We start from the raw sequence: 15,944 nt of genomic DNA on the forward strand, positions 1-15,944 counted from the left end.
TCGGCTGAGATCAGCCCTGCGGCCCCGGCACCGCCGGCGCGACTCCGATCTCCGACCCGGACGAGTTGGCCTTCACGGTGACGATGTACGCCGGCAGATTCAGCTGCACCTTCTCGTCGACCCGGGATCCCGAAACGCAGCTCGTCACCGCCGTATCGACGTCGTCGTGCTTCTCGACGGCCATGTAGCAGCGAGCGGCGCCGCGGGTGGTGGTCGCCCACACCGCCCACGCGGGGCCTCCGGGCACCGGGCCGTGCTGGTCATCAGCGATGCCGTAGCTGAGCAGCTGCCAGGTGTTCTCGATGCGGGCCGCGTATCCCGAGGTGCTCGGGCCGGGGATCACGCCGACGCCGTCCGCCTGGTGCGGCAGGGCGCCCGGCGGAGTGCCGACGTAGGCGTCGAGCGGCGGGGCGCTCGGCGAGGTGTCGGGCACGACGGCAGGGTCGGCGCCGTGCCCGCTCGGCGCGCCGTCGCCCTCCGAGGCATCGTCATCCGCAGCACGCGGCCCCGACGTGCTGCCGCCGGTCGCCGGCGCGGAGGAGGCGCCGTCGGCCGGCGTTGCGCCGGCCAGCGACACGAGGGGATGCCCGGCGACCGCCGGCACCACGAGCGCACCTCCCGCCGCGATCACTGTGAGAGCAGCCCCGCCCGCGACGCCGAACCAGAACCGGCGCGAGCGGAGACCGGCTCGGATGCCGCCGCTCGGCTCCGCAGCGGCCGTGCTCGTCGCGTCCCCGGAGGACGCGCCCACCGGGCCGCGCCCGCTGGACTCGGCGCTTTCGCTGACCTGGCCGCCCTCGCTGCCCCGGTCGCCCGCGCCGCCGCTCTCCGGCCCGGCGCTGCTGGCCCGCTTCGACGCCCCCTGCCCGATCGCCGACCTCAGCGCCGCCACATCCTCGGCCGTCGCGTCGCGGCGGAACGCCGCTGCCGTCAGAGCCTCGATCTCATCGCGTCGCCGCCCTCGCGCATCTCCCATTCCGCGAGACTGCCTCACGATCGATGCCGCGACAAGCTCCTCGGCCGTGTCGTCAGTGGTGCGCGCCGAGCTCCACGAGCAGCACGCCGCCGATGATGAGTGCGACGCCGAGGCCCATGACCCAGGAGAAGGGCTCCTTGAACAGGATGCGGCCGGCGAGTGCCGTCAGCGCGACCCCGACGGCCGTCCAGATGCCGTAGGCCACACCGACAGTCATGCCCGACTGCAGCGTGAGCGACAGCATCGTGAACGCGAGCGCGTAGCCGACGACGACCGGCGGGATCCACTTCCAGCCGTGGTGCGCGGCCATGCGCAGCGACAGCGTGCCGCCCACCTCGAGCACGATCGCCAGGGCCAGGAAGAGAAAGCTCACGACTCCGCCCCGGCGATCTCATCGGGCGACGTCGCCGCCGCGCCGCTCGCCCGCTCGCGCTCCGCACGCTGCCGTTCCGCGCGCTGCGACCCGATCTCGACCACCAGCACGCCCGCGATGATGAGCGCGATGCCGCCGAGCATGGTCGGCGTCAGCGGGTCGCCGAACAGCACCGCGCTGAGCACGGCGGTGAGGGCGACGCCCGAAGCACCCCACAGTCCGTAGGCGACGCCGAGCGGCACACCGCGGCGGAGCACCTGCGGCAGCAGCAGGAAGGCGCCGAGGTAGCCGGCGGCGACGAGCACGAACCATCCCGGATTCCGCTGTGCCGCATCCAGCGCGAGGGTCGCCGAGACCTCGCAGACGATGGCGCCGGCGAGCAGCAGCCAGCGCGTCATCGGGTCGGGGTGGACGGGTCGAGCACCCGCCGATCATAGTGACGCCCGGCGACGCGGAATCGACGCCGCCCTGCGCGCCGCCGCCGAGTCGAGGCCGCCGATCGGACGCCTACAACGCGCCGCCGACCGCCTGGACGAGCTGGATCAGGTTGCCGCAGCCGTCATCGAGCACGGCGATGCGCACCGGCCCGGCGTCCATCGGCGGCGTCGGGAACTCGACCCCGAGCGCCGTCAGCCGCGCGTGCTCGGCGTCGAGGTCGTCGACGGCGAGCTGCAGCAGCGGGATGCCGTCGGCCTTGAGCGCGTCGCGGTAGGGCTTGACGGCGGGGTGCCCCGCGGGCTCGAGCAGCAGCTCGGGCCCGTCGGGACGCTCGGGGGACGCGACGGTGAGCCACGCGTCGGTCCCGATCGGCACATCCTGTCGCTTCTCGAAGCCGAGCACCTCGGTGTAGAACCGCAGCGCGGCCCGCTGGTCGTCGACGAACACGCTGGTCAGCTCGATGCGCACGGGCCATCACTCCTCAGGTCGATGGCCCCAGGCAAACACGAACCGCCGACGTGCGCCAGACCCGGCGGACGGGTCGGCCGACCCGGCGGGTGGGCGGGTCGGCCGAGCCGGCGGGCGGGCGGGCGGGCGGCAGCAGGCCGCGCCTCAGCCGCGCAGCCCGAGCACCCCCGCGATCGCCCGCAGCGTCTCGAGCGGCTCGGCGACCGGCTGAACCTGCACGCACACGTGGTCGGCGCCGGCCTCGAGGTGCGCGCGCACCGCCGTCGCGATCCGCGCGGTCGAGCCATGCACGACGATCTCGTCGACGAGCCGGTCACTGCCTGCCCCGTCGGTGTCGGCCCCCGTGAACCCGGCACGCTGCATCGAGGCGACGTAGTTGGCCTTGTTCAGGTAGCCGGCGAGGAACCGGCGAGCGGTCTCACGGGCGCGCGCGGCATCCTCGTCGAGCACGACCGTCTGTTCCGGGGCGATGAGCGCGCCCGCGCCGAGCGCGGCCCGCTGCTCGGCCGACTGGCTCGGCACGGTCAGATAAGGATGCGTGCCCGCGCTGCGCTCGGCGGCGAGCGTGAGCGACTTCGGTCCCATCGCGGAGAGCACGCGGGCCCCGACCGGAACGCCGCCCGCGTCGAGCACGTCGAGGTAGGCGCCCATCGCCGCGAGCGGACGCACGCGCTCGGGCGTCGCCTCGCGGTGGCCCGAGCCGATGCCGAGCAGCAGACGCCCCGGATGCCGCGCCTCGATGCGCTGCCACGACGCGGCCAGCTCCTCGGCCGACGACTTCCAGATGTTCACGATCCCGGTGGCGACGACGATGCGCTCGGTCGCGTCGAGCAGCGCCTCTGCCGCCCGCAGATCGGAGGGCGGCGAACCGCCCAGCCAGATCGCGCCGAAGCCGAGGCCCTCGATCTCGGCGGCGAGCGCCGCATCCACGTCGGCGGCGCCCCGCCAGACTCCGACCTCGCCGATGCGCTCGCTCCAGCTCACGATGTACCCCCTCCGGCCGCCTGCATCCGGGTGCGCAGGGGCCTCTTCCACGTTAGGGCGACAGCGCATCGCGCCGCTGTGAGCGGAAGGCGAGCCCGCGAGCCGACGACCGGCCGTACCTTCACGAAACCTGAATCAGCTAGTTAGCCGTTTGACTAGTTTGTCTAGCTACTTATATCGTCGACCCCGTCGAAAGGACGACGACCATGACTCTCGCCACCGAGCGCACCTTCGCAGCGCCGACACGGCTCACGCAGCACGTCGGGCGCAGCACCACCCCCGCGACCCTCGTTCCCCGCCGCAGCGGCGACACCGGCATGATCATCGCGAGTGCGATCGCCGGTCTCGCGGCCGCCACCTCGGCCATCGTCGGCCTGATCCTCATGGTCGGCTGATGAGCAGCACCGACTCGCGCACCGCGACCGCCCGCGTCGCCGCCGACCGCACCACGCTCAGCGCCATCGGCCGGCTCACGGTCGCCGCCTGGCAGCTCGAGACCCTGCAGGCGAACGCGCTCGCCGCCCACTCCACCGAGAACGCCGCCGCCTGGCGCGGCTGGGACGAGAAGGTGCGCCAGAGCCTCGATCACTTCGACCGCATCCGCGGCTCCATCGCCCGGGCCCGCCAGGTCGGCAACAGCGTTCCGGTGCAGCTCGACAACGGCGCCGTGGTGCCCGCCGACGCCGCCTACTTCGACCGGATGACCGACCGCCTCGCCAAGCTGCACCGCATCGGACTCCTGCACGGCTACTCGGTCGTGCCGGTCGCTTCCGACTCCCCCTCCGCCTACGCCACCGCGGTCTGACCGCGGACGCCCCCGATCACCACCCCGCACGAAAGGACCCCCTTCCCATGAGCTTCATCGCCTTCCTCATCCTCGGCCTCATCGCCGGAGCCATCGCCAAGCTGATCCTTCCCGGCAAGCAGCCCGGCGGCATCCTGCTCACCCTCGTGCTCGGCGTCATCGGCGCCATGGTCGGCGGCTGGATCGCCGGCTTCTTCGACGCGAACGTCTACACCAGCTTCTTCTCGCTCAGCGCCTGGATCGCCGCCATCGTCGGCGCGATCGTCGTGCTGCTGGTCTACGGCCTCATCACCGGCCGCAAGGGCGCCCGCGCCTGATGAGCGCCGCCGAGACCATCGGCGCCCTGCCGCCCACCGAGCCGATCGACATCAGCGAGCTCCTCGCTGCCGAGGCCGGTACGACAGCGCTCCAGCACTGACCGCCGGCGAACGGCCCGGTGGATGACGGATCCCGTCGTCCACCGGGCCGTTCGCCGTTCGCGGTCACGGCGCCGCGAGAGCGTCCGCGGATCGGATGCGCCGGCTCAGCGCGCCCGCGGATGCGCTGTCACGTAGGCGTCACGCAGGCTGTCGGCCGTGACGAGCGTGTAGATCTGGGTGGTCGCGACGTTCGCGTGGCCGAGCAGCTCCTGCACGACGCGCACATCGGCGCCGCCCTCGAGCAGGTGCGTGGCGAAGGAGTGCCGCAGCGAATGCGGAGAGAGCTCCACGTCGAGCTGCGCACGCTCCGCCGTCGCCCGGATGATCAGCCACGCGCTCTGCCGCGACACCCGCGCGCCGCGCGCGCCGAGGAACAGCGCCGGGGTCGCCGCTCCACGCCGAGCCAGCTCGGGCCGGGCCCGCACGAGGTAGGCCTCGATCGCCGACCGCGCCATCGAGCCCACCGGCACGACCCGCTGCTTGCCGCCCTTGCCGAACAGGCGCACCGCATCCGCCGCGCCGTCCGGCCCGACCAGGTCGTCGACATCCAGCCCGACTGCCTCGCTCACCCGGGCGCCCGTCGCGTAGAGCAGCTCGAGCAGAGCGCGGTCGCGCATCCGCACCGGATCCTCGCCTTCCGCCGCGGCGAGCAGGCGCTCGATCTGCGCGTAGGCCAGCGCCTTGGGCAGCCGCGAGGGCAGTTTCGGCGCGGGCACGTCGCGTGCCGGGTCGTCGTCGAGCACGCCCTCGTCGACCAGGAAGCGGGCGAAGCCGCGGATCGACGAGAGGATGCGGGCGAGCGATGACGCCGCGGGCGCGGGCGTGCGCTCCCGCAGCGCGAGACTGTGCGCCGAGATCGCGGCGGCCGTCAGCAGCTCGGCCGGATCCCCCTCCCCCAGCGCGTCGAGAAACGGCGTCAGGTCGCGGCGGTAGGCGGCGACGGTGTGCTCCGAGCGGCCCCGCTCGATCGTGAGGTGACGCAGGTAGCGCTCGAGCTGCCGCTCCAGCGCGGTCGGGCGACGCGGCGGGGCGTCGGCGGCCACGGCAGCGGGGCTGTCGTCGGTGGCACCGTCGGCCTCGGGTTCGTCAGCCGCGGCGGGCATGGGCGGTCAGCACCGCGATCTGCAGGATCGAGTTGCTGAGGCGCCCGGCCAGGATCGCCTGCACGACCTCATCCATCGGCACCCAGCGCCGCACGATCTGCGCCTCCTCCTCGCCGCGGTCGAAAGCTGCGATCGAGCTCAGCCCGCGCGCCAGGTACACGCGCAGCAGCTCGTCGCTGCCGCCCGGCGTCGTGTGGAAGGTCGCAAGCGGCTCCCACTCGGCGGCCGCGAGATCCGTCTCCTCGGCGAGTTCACGGGCAGCCGCCGTCTGCGGCTCCTCGCCCTCGATGTCGAGCAGGCCGGCGGGCAGCTCCCAGTCGCGGGTGCGGATCGGATGCCGGTACTGGTTGATCAGCAGCACCCGGTCCTGCTCGTCGAGCGCCAGCACCGCGACGGCGCCGGTGTGGGCGACGAACTCGCGCGTCAGCTCGCCGTCGCCGAAGGCGAAGCGCTCGCGCTTCACATCCCAGATGTGCCCGTCGAACACGGTCTCGCTCGACACGATGCGCGCCGGGTCGGGCAGGTCGGCCAGCTCGCCGGTCTCGAGGCGGGTGCGCAGCGCATCCAGGTCGGTCGAGTCGCTCATCGTGCCTCCGTGCTGTTCGCGAGCCGCGCGTCGTGTCGCGCGGAGTTCGGGCGGTGGATGCCGACGGCCCGCTCCCGGTTCACCCGAGGCGGGCCGTCGACGTGATCTCAGGTCAGGCGTCGACCTCAGCGGTCTGGGCCTCGCCGGTCTGGCCCTGCGCGGCGGCGGCGCCGTTCTCGGCCTCGGCGACCTCGAACAGCCGCGAGGCGCGCTGGCGCTCGAGCGCCGCGCCGACCAGCCCGCGGAACAGCGGGTGCGGACGGTTCGGGCGCGAACGCAGCTCGGGATGCGCCTGCGTGGCGACGTAGAAGGGGTGTACCTCGCGCGGCAGCTCGACGTACTCGACCAGGGTGCGGTCGGGCGAGATACCCGAGAACACGAGGCCGGCCTCGGCGATGCGGTCGCGGTAGGCGTTGTTGACCTCGTAGCGGTGGCGGTGGCGCTCGGCCGCGGTGGTCGCACCGTACAGCTCCGACACGATCGATCCCTCGGTGAGGTCGGCGTTGTAGAGGCCGAGGCGCATGGTGCCGCCCAGGTCGCCGCCGGCGATGATGTCGACCTGCTCGGCCATGGTCGCGATCACCGGGAACTCGGTGTCGGGGTCGAACTCGGTCGACGAGGCGCCGGGCAGCTCCGCCTTGTGACGGGCGTACTCGATGACCATGCACTGCAGTCCGAGGCAGAGACCGAGGGTCGGGATGCCGTTCTCGCGGGCGAAGCGCAGCGCGCCGAGCTTGCCCTCGATGCCGCGCACGCCGAATCCGCCGGGCACGCAGATGCCGTCGACGTCGCCCAGCAGGCGCTCGGCGCCCTCGGGCGTCTCGCATTCGTCGGACGGGACCCAGCGGATGCTGACCTTCGCCTCGTGCGCGAAGCCGCCGGCGCGCAGCGCCTCGGTGACCGAGAGGTAGGCGTCGGGCAGGTCGATGTACTTGCCGACGAGGGCGATCGTGACCTCGTGCTTGGGCTCGTGCACGGCCTTGAGCACGCCCGACCAGTGGCTCCAGTCGACCGCGGTCGCCGTCGAGAGGCCGAGCTGCTCGATGATGTAGCCGTCGAGGCCCTGGTCGGTCAGCATCGTGGGGATGTCGTAGATCGACGGCACGTCGATCGCGTTGACGACGGCGTGCTCCTCGACGTCGCACATGAGCGCGATCTTGCGCTTGTTCGACTCGCTGACCGGGCGGTCGCTGCGCAGCACGAGCGCATCCGGCTGGATGCCGATCGAGCGCAGCGCGGCGACGGAGTGCTGGGTGGGCTTGGTCTTCTGCTCGCCCGAGGCGCCCATGTAGGGCACGAGCGACACGTGCACGAAGAAGACGTTGCGGCGGGTGAGCTCGTGGCGGATCTGGCGGGCGGCCTCGATGAAGGGCTGCGACTCGATGTCGCCGACGGTGCCGCCGATCTCGGTGATGATCACGTCGGGGGCGGGGGTGCCGTCCTCCGGCGGCACGGCCTGCAGGCGCATGCGGCGCTTGATCTCGTCGGTGATGTGCGGGATGACCTGCACGGTGTCGCCGAGGTACTCTCCGCGACGCTCCTTGGCGATCACGTTCGAGTAGATCTGGCCGGTGGTGACGTTCGCGGCCTGATCGAGGTCGATCCCGAGGAAGCGCTCGTAGTGACCGATGTCGAGGTCGGTCTCGGCGCCGTCGTCGGTCACGAAGACCTCGCCGTGCTGGAAGGGGTTCATGGTGCCGGGATCCACGTTCAGATAGGGATCCAGCTTCTGCATCACGACGCGCAGTCCGCGCGCGGTGAGCAGATTGCCCAGACTCGCGGCGGTGAGGCCCTTCCCGAGGGACGAGACGACACCTCCGGTCACGAAGATGTGCTTGGTCGTCTGCCGCTCCGAGTTGTTCACCACGGGTTCTCAGCGTATCCCACTGCGCGGCTTCGCACTCGCCCGGATGCGGTCGGTCTCGATCACGATCCGGTCGCGACGCCGCGCGCTCGGTCTTCCGGCGCGCTCGGTCTTCCGGCGCGCTCAGCGTTCCTGTGCCGCCGCCTCGGCGACCTCGAGCAGCTCGCGCGCGTGCGCGAGCCCCGAGTCGGAGTCGGCGAGTCCGCTGAGCAGGCGCGCCATCTCCGAGAGCCGCTCTTCGCCGTCGAGGGCGCGCACGTCGCTCGCCGTGATGGCGCCGTCGGTGCTCTTGACGACCGCGAGGTGGTTCGTGGCGAAGGCGGCGACCTGCGCGAGGTGCGTGACCACGATCACCTGCGCCGAGGTCGCGAGCCGCTGCAGGCGGCGCCCGATCTCGATCGCCGAGGCGCCGCCGACGCCGGCATCCACCTCGTCGAAGACGAAGGTCGGAACCGGGTCGCTGCCGGCGAGCACGACCTCGATCGCGAGCATCACGCGCGAGAGCTCGCCGCCTGACGCGCCCTTGGCGATCGACCGCGGCTCGGTTCCGGGATGCGGCTGCAGCAGGATCGCGACAGCGTCGCGTCCGCTCGTGCCCAGCTCGCGCTCGGTCACCTCGATGTGCAGTCGCGCATCGGGCATCGCGAGCGCGGCGAGCTCGGTGGTGACGGCGGCAGCGAGCTGCTCGGCGGCCGTGCGGCGCAGCGCGCTGATCGCGTCGGCGAGCGCCTCGACCTCGGCGAGGCCCTCCTCGGCCTCGCGCCCGAGCTCGGCGATGCGGTCCTCGTCGCCGTCGAGCTCGAGCAGGCGCGTGCCGCCGGTCTCGGCGAAGTCGACGACGTCGTCCACGGTCGGGCCGAAGCGGCGGGCGAGTCCGCCGAGCGCCGCACGCCGCTCCTGGATCGCCTCGAGCTCGCGCGCCGAGTCGCCCTCGAGCGAGGCGAGGTAGGTCGAGAGCCGCGCCGACAGGTCGCTCAGGCCGAAGGACAACTCGGCCGCCGACTCGCCGATCGCGGCGAGCTCGGGGTCGTGAGCGCCGCCGCGTTCGAGCGCACGTCGCGCCGCCTCGATCAGCGCGACGGCATCCGTCCCGCCGTCGATCTCCTGCGAGGAGATGGCCTGCTGCGCCTCGCTCGCGGCGAGTCGCAGCTCCTCGTGATTGGTCAGCCGCTCGGCCGTCTCGGCCAGCTCCTGGTCCTCCCCGCGCTGCGGGGCGAGCGTCTCGATCTCGTCGAGCGCCGCACGCAGGTCGACGGCTTCGCGGATGCGGCGATCCCGCTCGGTGGTCAGCACGTCGAGCTCGGCGCGGGCGCGCTGCCAGCGATCGAATCCCGCACGGTAGTCGTCGAGCTTCGCGGCCAGCTCCGGGCCTGCGTGACGGTCGAGCGCCTCGCGCTGCGCGGTCGCCGACGTGAGCCGCAGCTGATCCGACTGGCCGTGCACGACGACCAGCCGTTCGCCCAGCTCGCCCAGCACGCCGACGGGAGCCGAGCGGCCGCCGACGGTCGCGCGACTGCGTCCCTCGCTCGACACCGAGCGGCTCAGCAGCAGCTCGCCGCGGCCGTCGATGACCTCGTCGAGGTCGCCGCCGGCGTCGCGCACGCGCTCGGCGACCGGGCTCGGATCGGCGACGCTCCAGCGCCCCTCGACCACGGCCGCGCCGGCGCCGCTGCGCACACTGCCGGCATCCGAGCGGGCGCCGAGCAGCAGCCCGAGGGCGGTCACGACCATCGTCTTGCCCGCGCCGGTCTCGCCGGTGAGCGCGGTGAACCCGGGACCGAGTGGCAGCACGGCCTCGCGGATCACCCCGAGGTCGCGGATGGAGATCTCCTCGATCACGCCGGCGCCTCCTCGCTGTCGGGTCCGCGCCATCCGGTCACCGGCAGGGCGAACTTGCCCACCAGGCGATCGGTGAACACACTGTCGGAGAGGCGCGCCAGACGCACGGGCTCGGGCGAGCGCTTGACGACGACGCGCGCGCCCGGCGGCAGGTCGAAGGTGCGGCGCCCGTCGGCCCAGATCACGCCGGCGCCCGCCGAGCGCTCGAGCAGCTCGACCGCGAGCGCCGAATCCGGCCCGACCACGAGCGGACGCGCGAACAGCGCGTGCGCCGACAGCGGCACCATGAGCAGCGCGTCGACGCTCGGCCAGACCACGGGCCCGCCCGCCGAGAAGGAGTAGGCGGTCGACCCCGTCGGCGTCGACATCACGACGCCGTCGCAGCCGAAGGTCGAGAGCGGACGCCCGTCGACCTCGACGGCGACCTCCAGCGAGCGCTCGCGGCTGGCCTTCTCGACCGAGACCTCGTTGAGCGCCCATGTCTCGTAGACCACCTGGTCCGACTTCTTCACCCGCACCCAGACCGTCATGCGCTCCTCGACCGTGTAGTCACGCGCGAGCGCGCGCCGCACGGTCTCGGTCAGGTCTTCGCGCTCGGCCTCGGCGAGGAAGCCGACGTGCCCGAGATTCACACCCAGCAGCGGCGCCGAGCCTCCCCGCGCGATCTCGGCCGCGCGCAGGATCGTGCCGTCGCCGCCGAGCACGATCACCAGCTCGAGGTCGCCGATCGCGACGTCGCGACCGAGCAGCGCGAGCTGGGTGAGCGTCGGATCCGCGGCACGCAGATCCGCCTGCTCGTCGTCGGACACCACCGGCGTGATCCCCGCATCGATCAGCTGTCGGCAGACGAGCAGGCCCGCTTCGAGCGAGTCGGCACGCCCCGTGTGAGCGACGACGAGGATGTGGCGGTCGGGCATCCGGGCTCCCTCCGGCTTCGGCGGTGTCAGTCTGAGGAGGCGCGCGCCGCCCCGAGGGAGAGGCCTACGGGAGAAGCGCGATCGCCTCGTCCCATTCTGTCGGATCGGCACCCGCTCCCGCGGTCCAGTGCACGAGGTACTCCTGATTTCCCGACGAACCCACGACTGGGGAGGAGAGGACTCCGCGCGCGTCGAGACCTGTCTGCGCGGCGCTCGCGAGCACGGCGCGCAGCGCCGCGTGACGGGCCCCGCGATCGCGGACGATCCCCTCTTTCACCCCGCCCTTGCCGACCTCGAACTGCGGCTTCACGAGCAGCAGCAGGTCGGCGTCGGGATGTGCGACCGCGCGCAGGGCGGGCAGCACGAGCGCGAGCGAGATGAAGGACAGATCGCCCACGATGAGGTCGGGGCGCTCGGGTCCACCGGTCAGCTCGGCGAGCCGCGCCGCGGTCAGCTCCCGGGCGTTCTCGCCCTCGACCACGACGACGCGCTCGTCGGCGCGCAGCGCGTTGACCAGCTGCCCGTGACCGACGTCGAGCGCGGCGACGCGCCGCGCCCCGCGTTCGAGCAGCACCTGCGTGAAGCCGCCCGTCGACGCGCCGACGTCGAGCGCGTCACGTCCGCCGGCATCCACGCCGAAGCCGTCGAGCGCCGCGAGGAGCTTGTGCGCCGCCCGGCTCACGTAGCCGTCGTCGCCCTCGACCTCGAGGGCGGATGCCGCATCCACCTTCAGCGAGGACTTGTCGGCCGGCCGCCCGTCGACCCGCACCCGCCCCTCGGCGATCGCCGTCTGCGCGGCGCCGCGCGAGCGGGCGAGACCGCGGCGCACGAGCTCGGCATCGAGACGGATCGGCGCAGCAGGCGGTGTGCCGTCATCACCGGCGCCGTCCCGGCCGTCATCCACGCGGGCGTCGCCGACCATCAGTGACCGCGCGGGGTGTCACTCGCTTCGAGGCGCGTGCGCAGCTCGTCGTGGATCTGCGTCAGCGCCGCAGCCCGGCTCTCGAGCGGCTGGTCCTCGATGACCCGCAGGCGCGACAGCAGGCCGTCGCCGCTTCCGGTCACCTCGTCGGCATCGCGATCCGCACTCTGCCGGGTCGCGTCGGGCTCCGAGGAGTCGGGCACGGCCAGCTCGGGCGATGCGGAATCCGGACGATCCGCGCCCGCATCCTGTACGCCAGGCGAGTCCGGGGCGTCCGCTGTGCTCGACGCCGCCGCACCGTCGCGGGTGTCGGCGCCGGTCGCCTGCTCGTCGGAGTCGCTCATCATGCCGAATATAGCCGCGAGTGCCGGATTCGCCGGGTCAGCTGTAGAGCGCCGCGTCGACGTCGAGCGCGTAGATCGGCTTGCCCGATCCCCACACCGCCGCCGTGCCGGCGCGGATGTTGTCGACCTCGCTGCCGCGCTTCGTCAGCGTGACCGCGCTGCCGTCGAGCACGACCTCCGCGTCGCCGCTGCGGTGCTTGACGACGCCGCCGAGTCCCTTCTTCACGATCTGCTCGGGATACGGCTGCGCGAGCTCGCGCAGGTCGCCGAGGATGAAGTCGGGGCGCGAGTCGGCATCCGCGGGCAGCAGCTGCTTCGCCCGGTCGATGCCCGTGAGGACGTGCACCGAGCGCAGCCCCGCGCGGTTCGCGCCGATGATGTCGGTGTCGAGACGGTCGCCGATGAACAGAGCCGACGTCGAGCCGAAACGCTGGATGGCGGCGTCGAAGATCGCGCGCTCCGGCTTGCCCGCGACGACGGGCAGACGCCCGACCGCCGTGTGCACGGCCGACACGAGCGTGCCGTTGCCCGGGGCGATGCCGCGCGCGACGGGGATCGTCCAGTCGGTGTTCGTGGCGACCCACGGGATGCCGCCCTCGGCCTCCGGCGTCTTCAGCGCGAAGGCGGCCTCGGCGAGGTCCTTCCAGCCGACCTCGGGCGCGAAGCCCTGGATGACCGCCGCGGGCGCGTCGTCGGCCGACCGCGTGACGGTGAACCCGGCCGCCTCGACGACGCTGGTCAGCCCCTCCCCGCCGATCACGAGGATCGTGGATCCGGCGGGCGCGAGCTGCTGCAGCAGCACGATGGCCGCCTGCGGCGAGGTCACGACGTCGTCGGTCGCGACCGTCAGCCCGAGCTCGCTCAGGTGACCGGCGACGCTCTCGGCCGTGCGCGAGGCGTTGTTCGTGACGTAGCCGACCTTGACGCTCGCCTGCGCCGCGTTCAGCGACTCGACTGCGTGCGGGATCGCTCCCGCGCCCTTGTAGACGACTCCGTCGAGGTCGGCCAGCACCAGATCGATGCCGTCGAGCGGCGTGGTGGATGCGCGGCTCACGCCGTCTCCCCCGTCGCGTCATCGGCCCTCGCCGACGCGCGCTTGCGCGTGGACTTCTTCACGGGGGTCGCTTCAGCGGTCGCGCCCGCTTTCGCCGCGGCCTTGGCCCTGGTCGTGGTCGTGGCCCGAGTGCGGGGCTTCGCCGCCGGCGTCGTCGGCTCGTCCGCCTCGGCAGCCGTCGCCTTCGGCGCGGCCTTCGCGCGGGCCGGCTTGGAGGCAGGTGCCGACTCCGCAGTCTCCTCGACCGCGGACGCCTTCTTCGCGCGGCTGCGCGGCTTGCTCGCCGGCTTCGCTTCCACGGTGCCCTCGACCGAAGATGCCTTCTTCGCCCGGGCACGGGGCTTCGCCGCCACCGGCTCCGCCTCGGTCGCCTCGTCGGCCGTCGCCGTCGCGCGGGCACGGGTCTTGGCCGCCGGCTTCGGCTCCGCAGCGGGATCGGCCGCCTCGTCGCTCACCGCAGCGGCCTTGGCTCGGGTCCGCGGCTTCGGCGTCACGGTCTCGGCGTCAGCCGCATCGGCCGCCTTCGTCTTCCGCGTGCGCGCAGCAGCGGCAGGCTTCGCCTCCGCGTCGGCAGAGGTCTCCTCCTCCGTCGCCACGGCAGCCTTTCCGCGCGAGCGCTTGGCCGTCGGAGTGGATTCGACCTCTTCCTCGACCGGCGTCGCGGTATCCGCGTCGATGCCCTGCACCGCAGACCGGGAGTCGATCTCTGCGACCGCCTCGCCGCTCACCGGCTCGCCGTCGACGACGTCGGCGCCCGTGGTCGGCACGACGTCATCCGAATCGGTCTGGTTCGCCACGTCATCGTCAGCCGGTCCAGCCGCCTCGACAGCATCCGACTCGTCGTCGTCGGACGGCCACTCGATCTCCTCTTCGACGATCTCGACCGTGCCGTCGTCCGCTGCTTCTTCGAGTGCTTCGCTGGCGTAGGCCGAGCGCTGGTACCACTCCTCCGCCTCCTGGCTGCGGCCGAGTTCCTCGAGCACGATCGCATAGGCGTCGAAGAGGTCGGGGCTCCAGCTGAACGCGCGCCGCGGGTCGAGCTGAGGGATCTCGAGCTCTTCGAGCGCCTGCTCGGCCTGACCGAGATCGAGGCGTGCGCCCGACATGGCGATGGCCAGGCTGACCTGAACCGGCACGCTCAGCTCGGAGCGCTCGACCGACCGACCGAGTTCGAGCGCACGCTCGGGGCGGCCGACTCCACGCTCGCTGTCGACCATGAGGGCGATCTGGTCGTTGCTGCCGCTCAGCCGGCGGTAGGTGCGCAGCTCGCGCAGCGCGAGAGCGAAGTCGCCGATCGCGTATGCCGTGATCGCCACCGACTCGCGGACGACGGCGATGCGTCCGGCTCGACGACCGGCCGACAGGGCGTGCTTGTGCGCCAGTTCGGCGTCGTCGTCGATCAGACGGCCGGCCATGACGAGGTGCTTCGCCACCCAGTCGGCGTTGTCCTTGCTGAGGGTCTTGAGCTCAGCACGCGCGACCTTGTCGAGTTGGTTGGCCGCGACGTCCTCGGGGATGAACGGATCGTCGTGGCGCGTCGTGCCGTCCTCGCCGATCCCCCCGCGGAATCCGCGACGGTCGTCGTCGCGGCGCGGGCGGTCGCCGGAGTCCGGACGTCCGCGATCCCAGCGCTGACCACCGTCACCATCGCGACGCGGGCGGTCGCCGTCGCGGCCGTACGTCCGCCCACCGCGATCGCCGCCGCGGTCGAAGCTGCGGCCACCACGGTCGCCGGAACCCGAGCGATCGAAGCCGCGACGCTCGCCGTCGCCCGAGCCGCCGCGATCGAAACTCCGTCGCTCACGATCGCCCGAGCCACCCCGGTCGAAGGTACGACCGCCACGATCACCGGATGCACCGCGGTCGAAACCGCGCGATCCGCGACCACCGTCGCGACGGTCGAAAGAACGGCCGCCACGGTCGTCAGCGCCGTTTCGATCGAACCCGCGGGCTCCGCGGTCACTCGCGTCCCGTCGGTCGAAACCACTACCACCGCGGTCACCGCCCGAGGGACGGTCGAAGGAGCGCCCGCCTCGATCACTCGAGCCGGCGCGACCGAACCCGCGCCCACCACGCTCACCGGAGCCACCGCGATCGAAACCACGGCCACCGCGGTCGCCACCGCCGCTGCGGTCGAAACCACGCCCTCCGCGATCGCCACCGGCCGCGCGGTCGAACGAGCGGCCGCCCCGATCGCCGGAGCCACCTCGCTCAGATGAACGGCCCTGCCCGTCACGACCGGCACCGCCGTCGAAGGCACGACGCGGTCGATCACCGTAGCCGTCACCAGAACGCCCACCACGATCGCCGCCAAAGGACCCACCGCCCCCAGAACCGTTGCGGTCGAAAGAACGTCCTGCGCGGTCGGCTGAGCCGCCGCGGTCGGAGCGACGAACGCCGCGACCGCCGTAGCCACCGCGCTCCGACGATCCGCGCGACCCCGATCCATCGCCACCACGGTAGGGACGACGATCGGAGCTGCCGCCGCGATCCCCACCGCCGGCACGATCATCACGTCCGTACCCGCGCGAGCCACTGCTGGCGCCACCGCGAGAAGAGCCGCCACGAGGCCCGCGATCCGCCGGCCGGTCGTTGCCGTAGCGCGAACCACGATCGCCGCTCGAACCGCGATCGCGATCGTTGTCGCGTCGCTCGCGACGCTGCTCGTCGCGGTCTCGGTCGTCCTGGTCGCTCATCTCGACTCCTTCTGGTGGGTACCGGCAGTCGACAACGAGCTTCCGGCGCGCTCCTTCAAGGAGCATGGTGCCTTAAACAGAAAATGGCCATCCAGAATCCTGGATGGCCATTTCCCGAAAGAAGTCCGGCGGTGTCCTACTCTCCCACGAGGTCCC

The 15,944-nt window shown here is 72.6% G+C and carries 18 protein-coding genes; 4 read left to right on the forward strand and 14 right to left on the reverse strand.

Annotated elements, in window-relative coordinates:
- Positions 1-10: 10 nt before the first annotated feature.
- The 5 genes from FJ657_RS15015 to FJ657_RS15035 all read right to left on the reverse strand — a co-directional run bounded on the left by FJ657_RS15015 (position 11) and on the right by FJ657_RS15035 (position 3,239).
- Positions 11-976, reverse strand: a complete 966-nt coding sequence (locus tag FJ657_RS15015) for a hypothetical protein (protein WP_141164507.1) — start codon at positions 974-976, stop codon at positions 11-13.
- 52 nt (positions 977-1,028) lie between these two features.
- On the reverse strand, positions 1,029-1,349 hold the full coding sequence (locus tag FJ657_RS15020) for a DMT family transporter (protein ID WP_141164508.1): 321 nt from the start codon (positions 1,347-1,349) through the stop codon (positions 1,029-1,031).
- Entirely contained in the window at positions 1,346-1,747 is a 402-nt protein-coding gene (locus FJ657_RS15025; protein WP_141164509.1) for a DMT family transporter, read from the reverse strand. The genes FJ657_RS15020 and FJ657_RS15025 overlap by 4 nt, the downstream gene beginning before the upstream one ends.
- Before the next feature lie 109 nt (positions 1,748-1,856).
- Positions 1,857-2,255, reverse strand: coding sequence for a VOC family protein (locus FJ657_RS15030; RefSeq protein WP_141164510.1), 399 nt, complete (start codon positions 2,253-2,255; stop codon positions 1,857-1,859).
- A 144-nt stretch (positions 2,256-2,399) separates the two neighbouring features.
- Positions 2,400-3,239, reverse strand: coding sequence for a TIGR03620 family F420-dependent LLM class oxidoreductase (locus FJ657_RS15035; protein WP_219995937.1), 840 nt, complete (start codon positions 3,237-3,239; stop codon positions 2,400-2,402).
- Positions 3,240-3,445: 206 nt separating this feature from the next.
- Here FJ657_RS15035 and FJ657_RS15040 point away from each other — a divergent pair, with 206 nt between their 5' ends.
- From FJ657_RS15040 to FJ657_RS15050, 3 genes are read left to right on the forward strand one after another with little or no spacing between them, the layout of a single operon-like run.
- Positions 3,446-3,634 carry a hypothetical protein gene (locus FJ657_RS15040; RefSeq protein ID WP_141164512.1) on the forward strand — a complete coding sequence of 63 codons (189 nt, stop codon included), beginning with the start codon at positions 3,446-3,448 and terminating at the stop codon, positions 3,632-3,634.
- Entirely contained in the window at positions 3,634-4,044 is a 411-nt protein-coding gene (locus tag FJ657_RS15045) for a hypothetical protein (protein ID WP_141164513.1), read from the forward strand. The genes FJ657_RS15040 and FJ657_RS15045 overlap by 1 nt, the downstream gene beginning before the upstream one ends.
- A gap of 47 nt (positions 4,045-4,091) precedes the next feature.
- On the forward strand, positions 4,092-4,361 hold the full coding sequence (locus FJ657_RS15050) for a GlsB/YeaQ/YmgE family stress response membrane protein (protein WP_141162048.1): 270 nt from the start codon (positions 4,092-4,094) through the stop codon (positions 4,359-4,361).
- 206 nt (positions 4,362-4,567) lie between these two features.
- Here FJ657_RS15050 and FJ657_RS15055 read toward each other — a convergent pair whose 3' ends face one another.
- The 9 genes from FJ657_RS15055 to FJ657_RS15095 all read right to left on the reverse strand — a co-directional run bounded on the left by FJ657_RS15055 (position 4,568) and on the right by FJ657_RS15095 (position 14,507).
- Entirely contained in the window at positions 4,568-5,566 is a 999-nt protein-coding gene (locus tag FJ657_RS15055; protein WP_141164514.1) for a site-specific tyrosine recombinase XerD, read from the reverse strand.
- Positions 5,550-6,152, reverse strand: coding sequence for an NUDIX domain-containing protein (locus FJ657_RS15060; protein WP_141164515.1), 603 nt, complete (start codon positions 6,150-6,152; stop codon positions 5,550-5,552). The genes FJ657_RS15055 and FJ657_RS15060 overlap by 17 nt, the downstream gene beginning before the upstream one ends.
- Positions 6,153-6,264: 112 nt before the next feature.
- A complete protein-coding gene (gene pyrG / locus FJ657_RS15065) occupies positions 6,265-8,019 on the reverse strand; it encodes a CTP synthase (protein ID WP_141164516.1) in 1,755 nt (584 codons plus the stop codon).
- A gap of 120 nt (positions 8,020-8,139) precedes the next feature.
- Positions 8,140-9,855, reverse strand: a complete 1,716-nt coding sequence (recN, locus tag FJ657_RS15070; RefSeq protein ID WP_141164517.1) for a DNA repair protein RecN — start codon at positions 9,853-9,855, stop codon at positions 8,140-8,142.
- On the reverse strand, positions 9,852-10,772 hold the full coding sequence (locus tag FJ657_RS15075; protein WP_141164518.1) for an NAD kinase: 921 nt from the start codon (positions 10,770-10,772) through the stop codon (positions 9,852-9,854). Before FJ657_RS15075 ends, recN begins: the two co-directional genes overlap by 4 nt.
- A gap of 64 nt (positions 10,773-10,836) precedes the next feature.
- Positions 10,837-11,676, reverse strand: a complete 840-nt coding sequence (locus tag FJ657_RS15080; RefSeq protein ID WP_255447367.1) for a TlyA family RNA methyltransferase — start codon at positions 11,674-11,676, stop codon at positions 10,837-10,839.
- Positions 11,677-11,693: 17 nt separating this feature from the next.
- Positions 11,694-12,038 carry a hypothetical protein gene (locus tag FJ657_RS15085; RefSeq protein WP_141164520.1) on the reverse strand — a complete coding sequence of 115 codons (345 nt, stop codon included), beginning with the start codon at positions 12,036-12,038 and terminating at the stop codon, positions 11,694-11,696.
- A gap of 37 nt (positions 12,039-12,075) precedes the next feature.
- A complete protein-coding gene (locus FJ657_RS15090) occupies positions 12,076-13,092 on the reverse strand; it encodes an HAD-IIA family hydrolase (protein WP_141164521.1) in 1,017 nt (338 codons plus the stop codon).
- Positions 13,089-14,507: a tetratricopeptide repeat protein gene (locus FJ657_RS15095; RefSeq protein ID WP_141164522.1), complete on the reverse strand. Its 1,419-nt coding sequence runs from the start codon at positions 14,505-14,507 to the stop codon at positions 13,089-13,091. The genes FJ657_RS15090 and FJ657_RS15095 overlap by 4 nt, the downstream gene beginning before the upstream one ends.
- Between FJ657_RS15095 and FJ657_RS15100 the strand changes: the two genes are divergently transcribed.
- Positions 14,466-15,311: a hypothetical protein gene (locus FJ657_RS15100; protein ID WP_141164523.1), complete on the forward strand. Its 846-nt coding sequence runs from the start codon at positions 14,466-14,468 to the stop codon at positions 15,309-15,311. The two genes, FJ657_RS15095 and FJ657_RS15100, sit on opposite strands and share 42 nt — an antisense overlap.
- The last annotated feature ends 633 nt before the right edge of the window (positions 15,312-15,944 follow it).

Origin of the sequence: Schumannella soli (assembly GCF_006517435.1) — a bacterium.
In the GTDB taxonomy this organism is placed as follows: Bacteria; Actinomycetota; Actinomycetes; order Actinomycetales; family Microbacteriaceae; genus Schumannella; species Schumannella soli.

Bases quoted from the DNA above. Each gene is read 5' to 3' on its own strand.
- FJ657_RS15015 (WP_141164507.1), bottom strand. From the start codon at position 976: ATGGGAGATGCGCGAGGGCGGCGACGCGATGAGATCGAGGCTCTGACG.
- FJ657_RS15025 (WP_141164509.1), bottom strand. From the start codon at position 1,747: ATGACGCGCTGGCTGCTGCTCGCCGGCGCCATCGTCTGCGAGGTCTCG.
- FJ657_RS15040 (WP_141164512.1), top strand. From the start codon at position 3,446: ATGACTCTCGCCACCGAGCGCACCTTCGCAGCGCCGACACGGCTCACG.
- FJ657_RS15045 (WP_141164513.1), top strand. From the start codon at position 3,634: ATGAGCAGCACCGACTCGCGCACCGCGACCGCCCGCGTCGCCGCCGAC.
- FJ657_RS15050 (WP_141162048.1), top strand. From the start codon at position 4,092: ATGAGCTTCATCGCCTTCCTCATCCTCGGCCTCATCGCCGGAGCCATC.
- FJ657_RS15055 (WP_141164514.1), bottom strand. From the start codon at position 5,566: ATGCCCGCCGCGGCTGACGAACCCGAGGCCGACGGTGCCACCGACGAC.
- FJ657_RS15060 (WP_141164515.1), bottom strand. From the start codon at position 6,152: ATGAGCGACTCGACCGACCTGGATGCGCTGCGCACCCGCCTCGAGACC.
- FJ657_RS15075 (WP_141164518.1), bottom strand. From the start codon at position 10,772: ATGCCCGACCGCCACATCCTCGTCGTCGCTCACACGGGGCGTGCCGAC.
- FJ657_RS15085 (WP_141164520.1), bottom strand. From the start codon at position 12,038: ATGAGCGACTCCGACGAGCAGGCGACCGGCGCCGACACCCGCGACGGT.
- FJ657_RS15095 (WP_141164522.1), bottom strand. From the start codon at position 14,507: ATGGCCGGCCGTCTGATCGACGACGACGCCGAACTGGCGCACAAGCAC.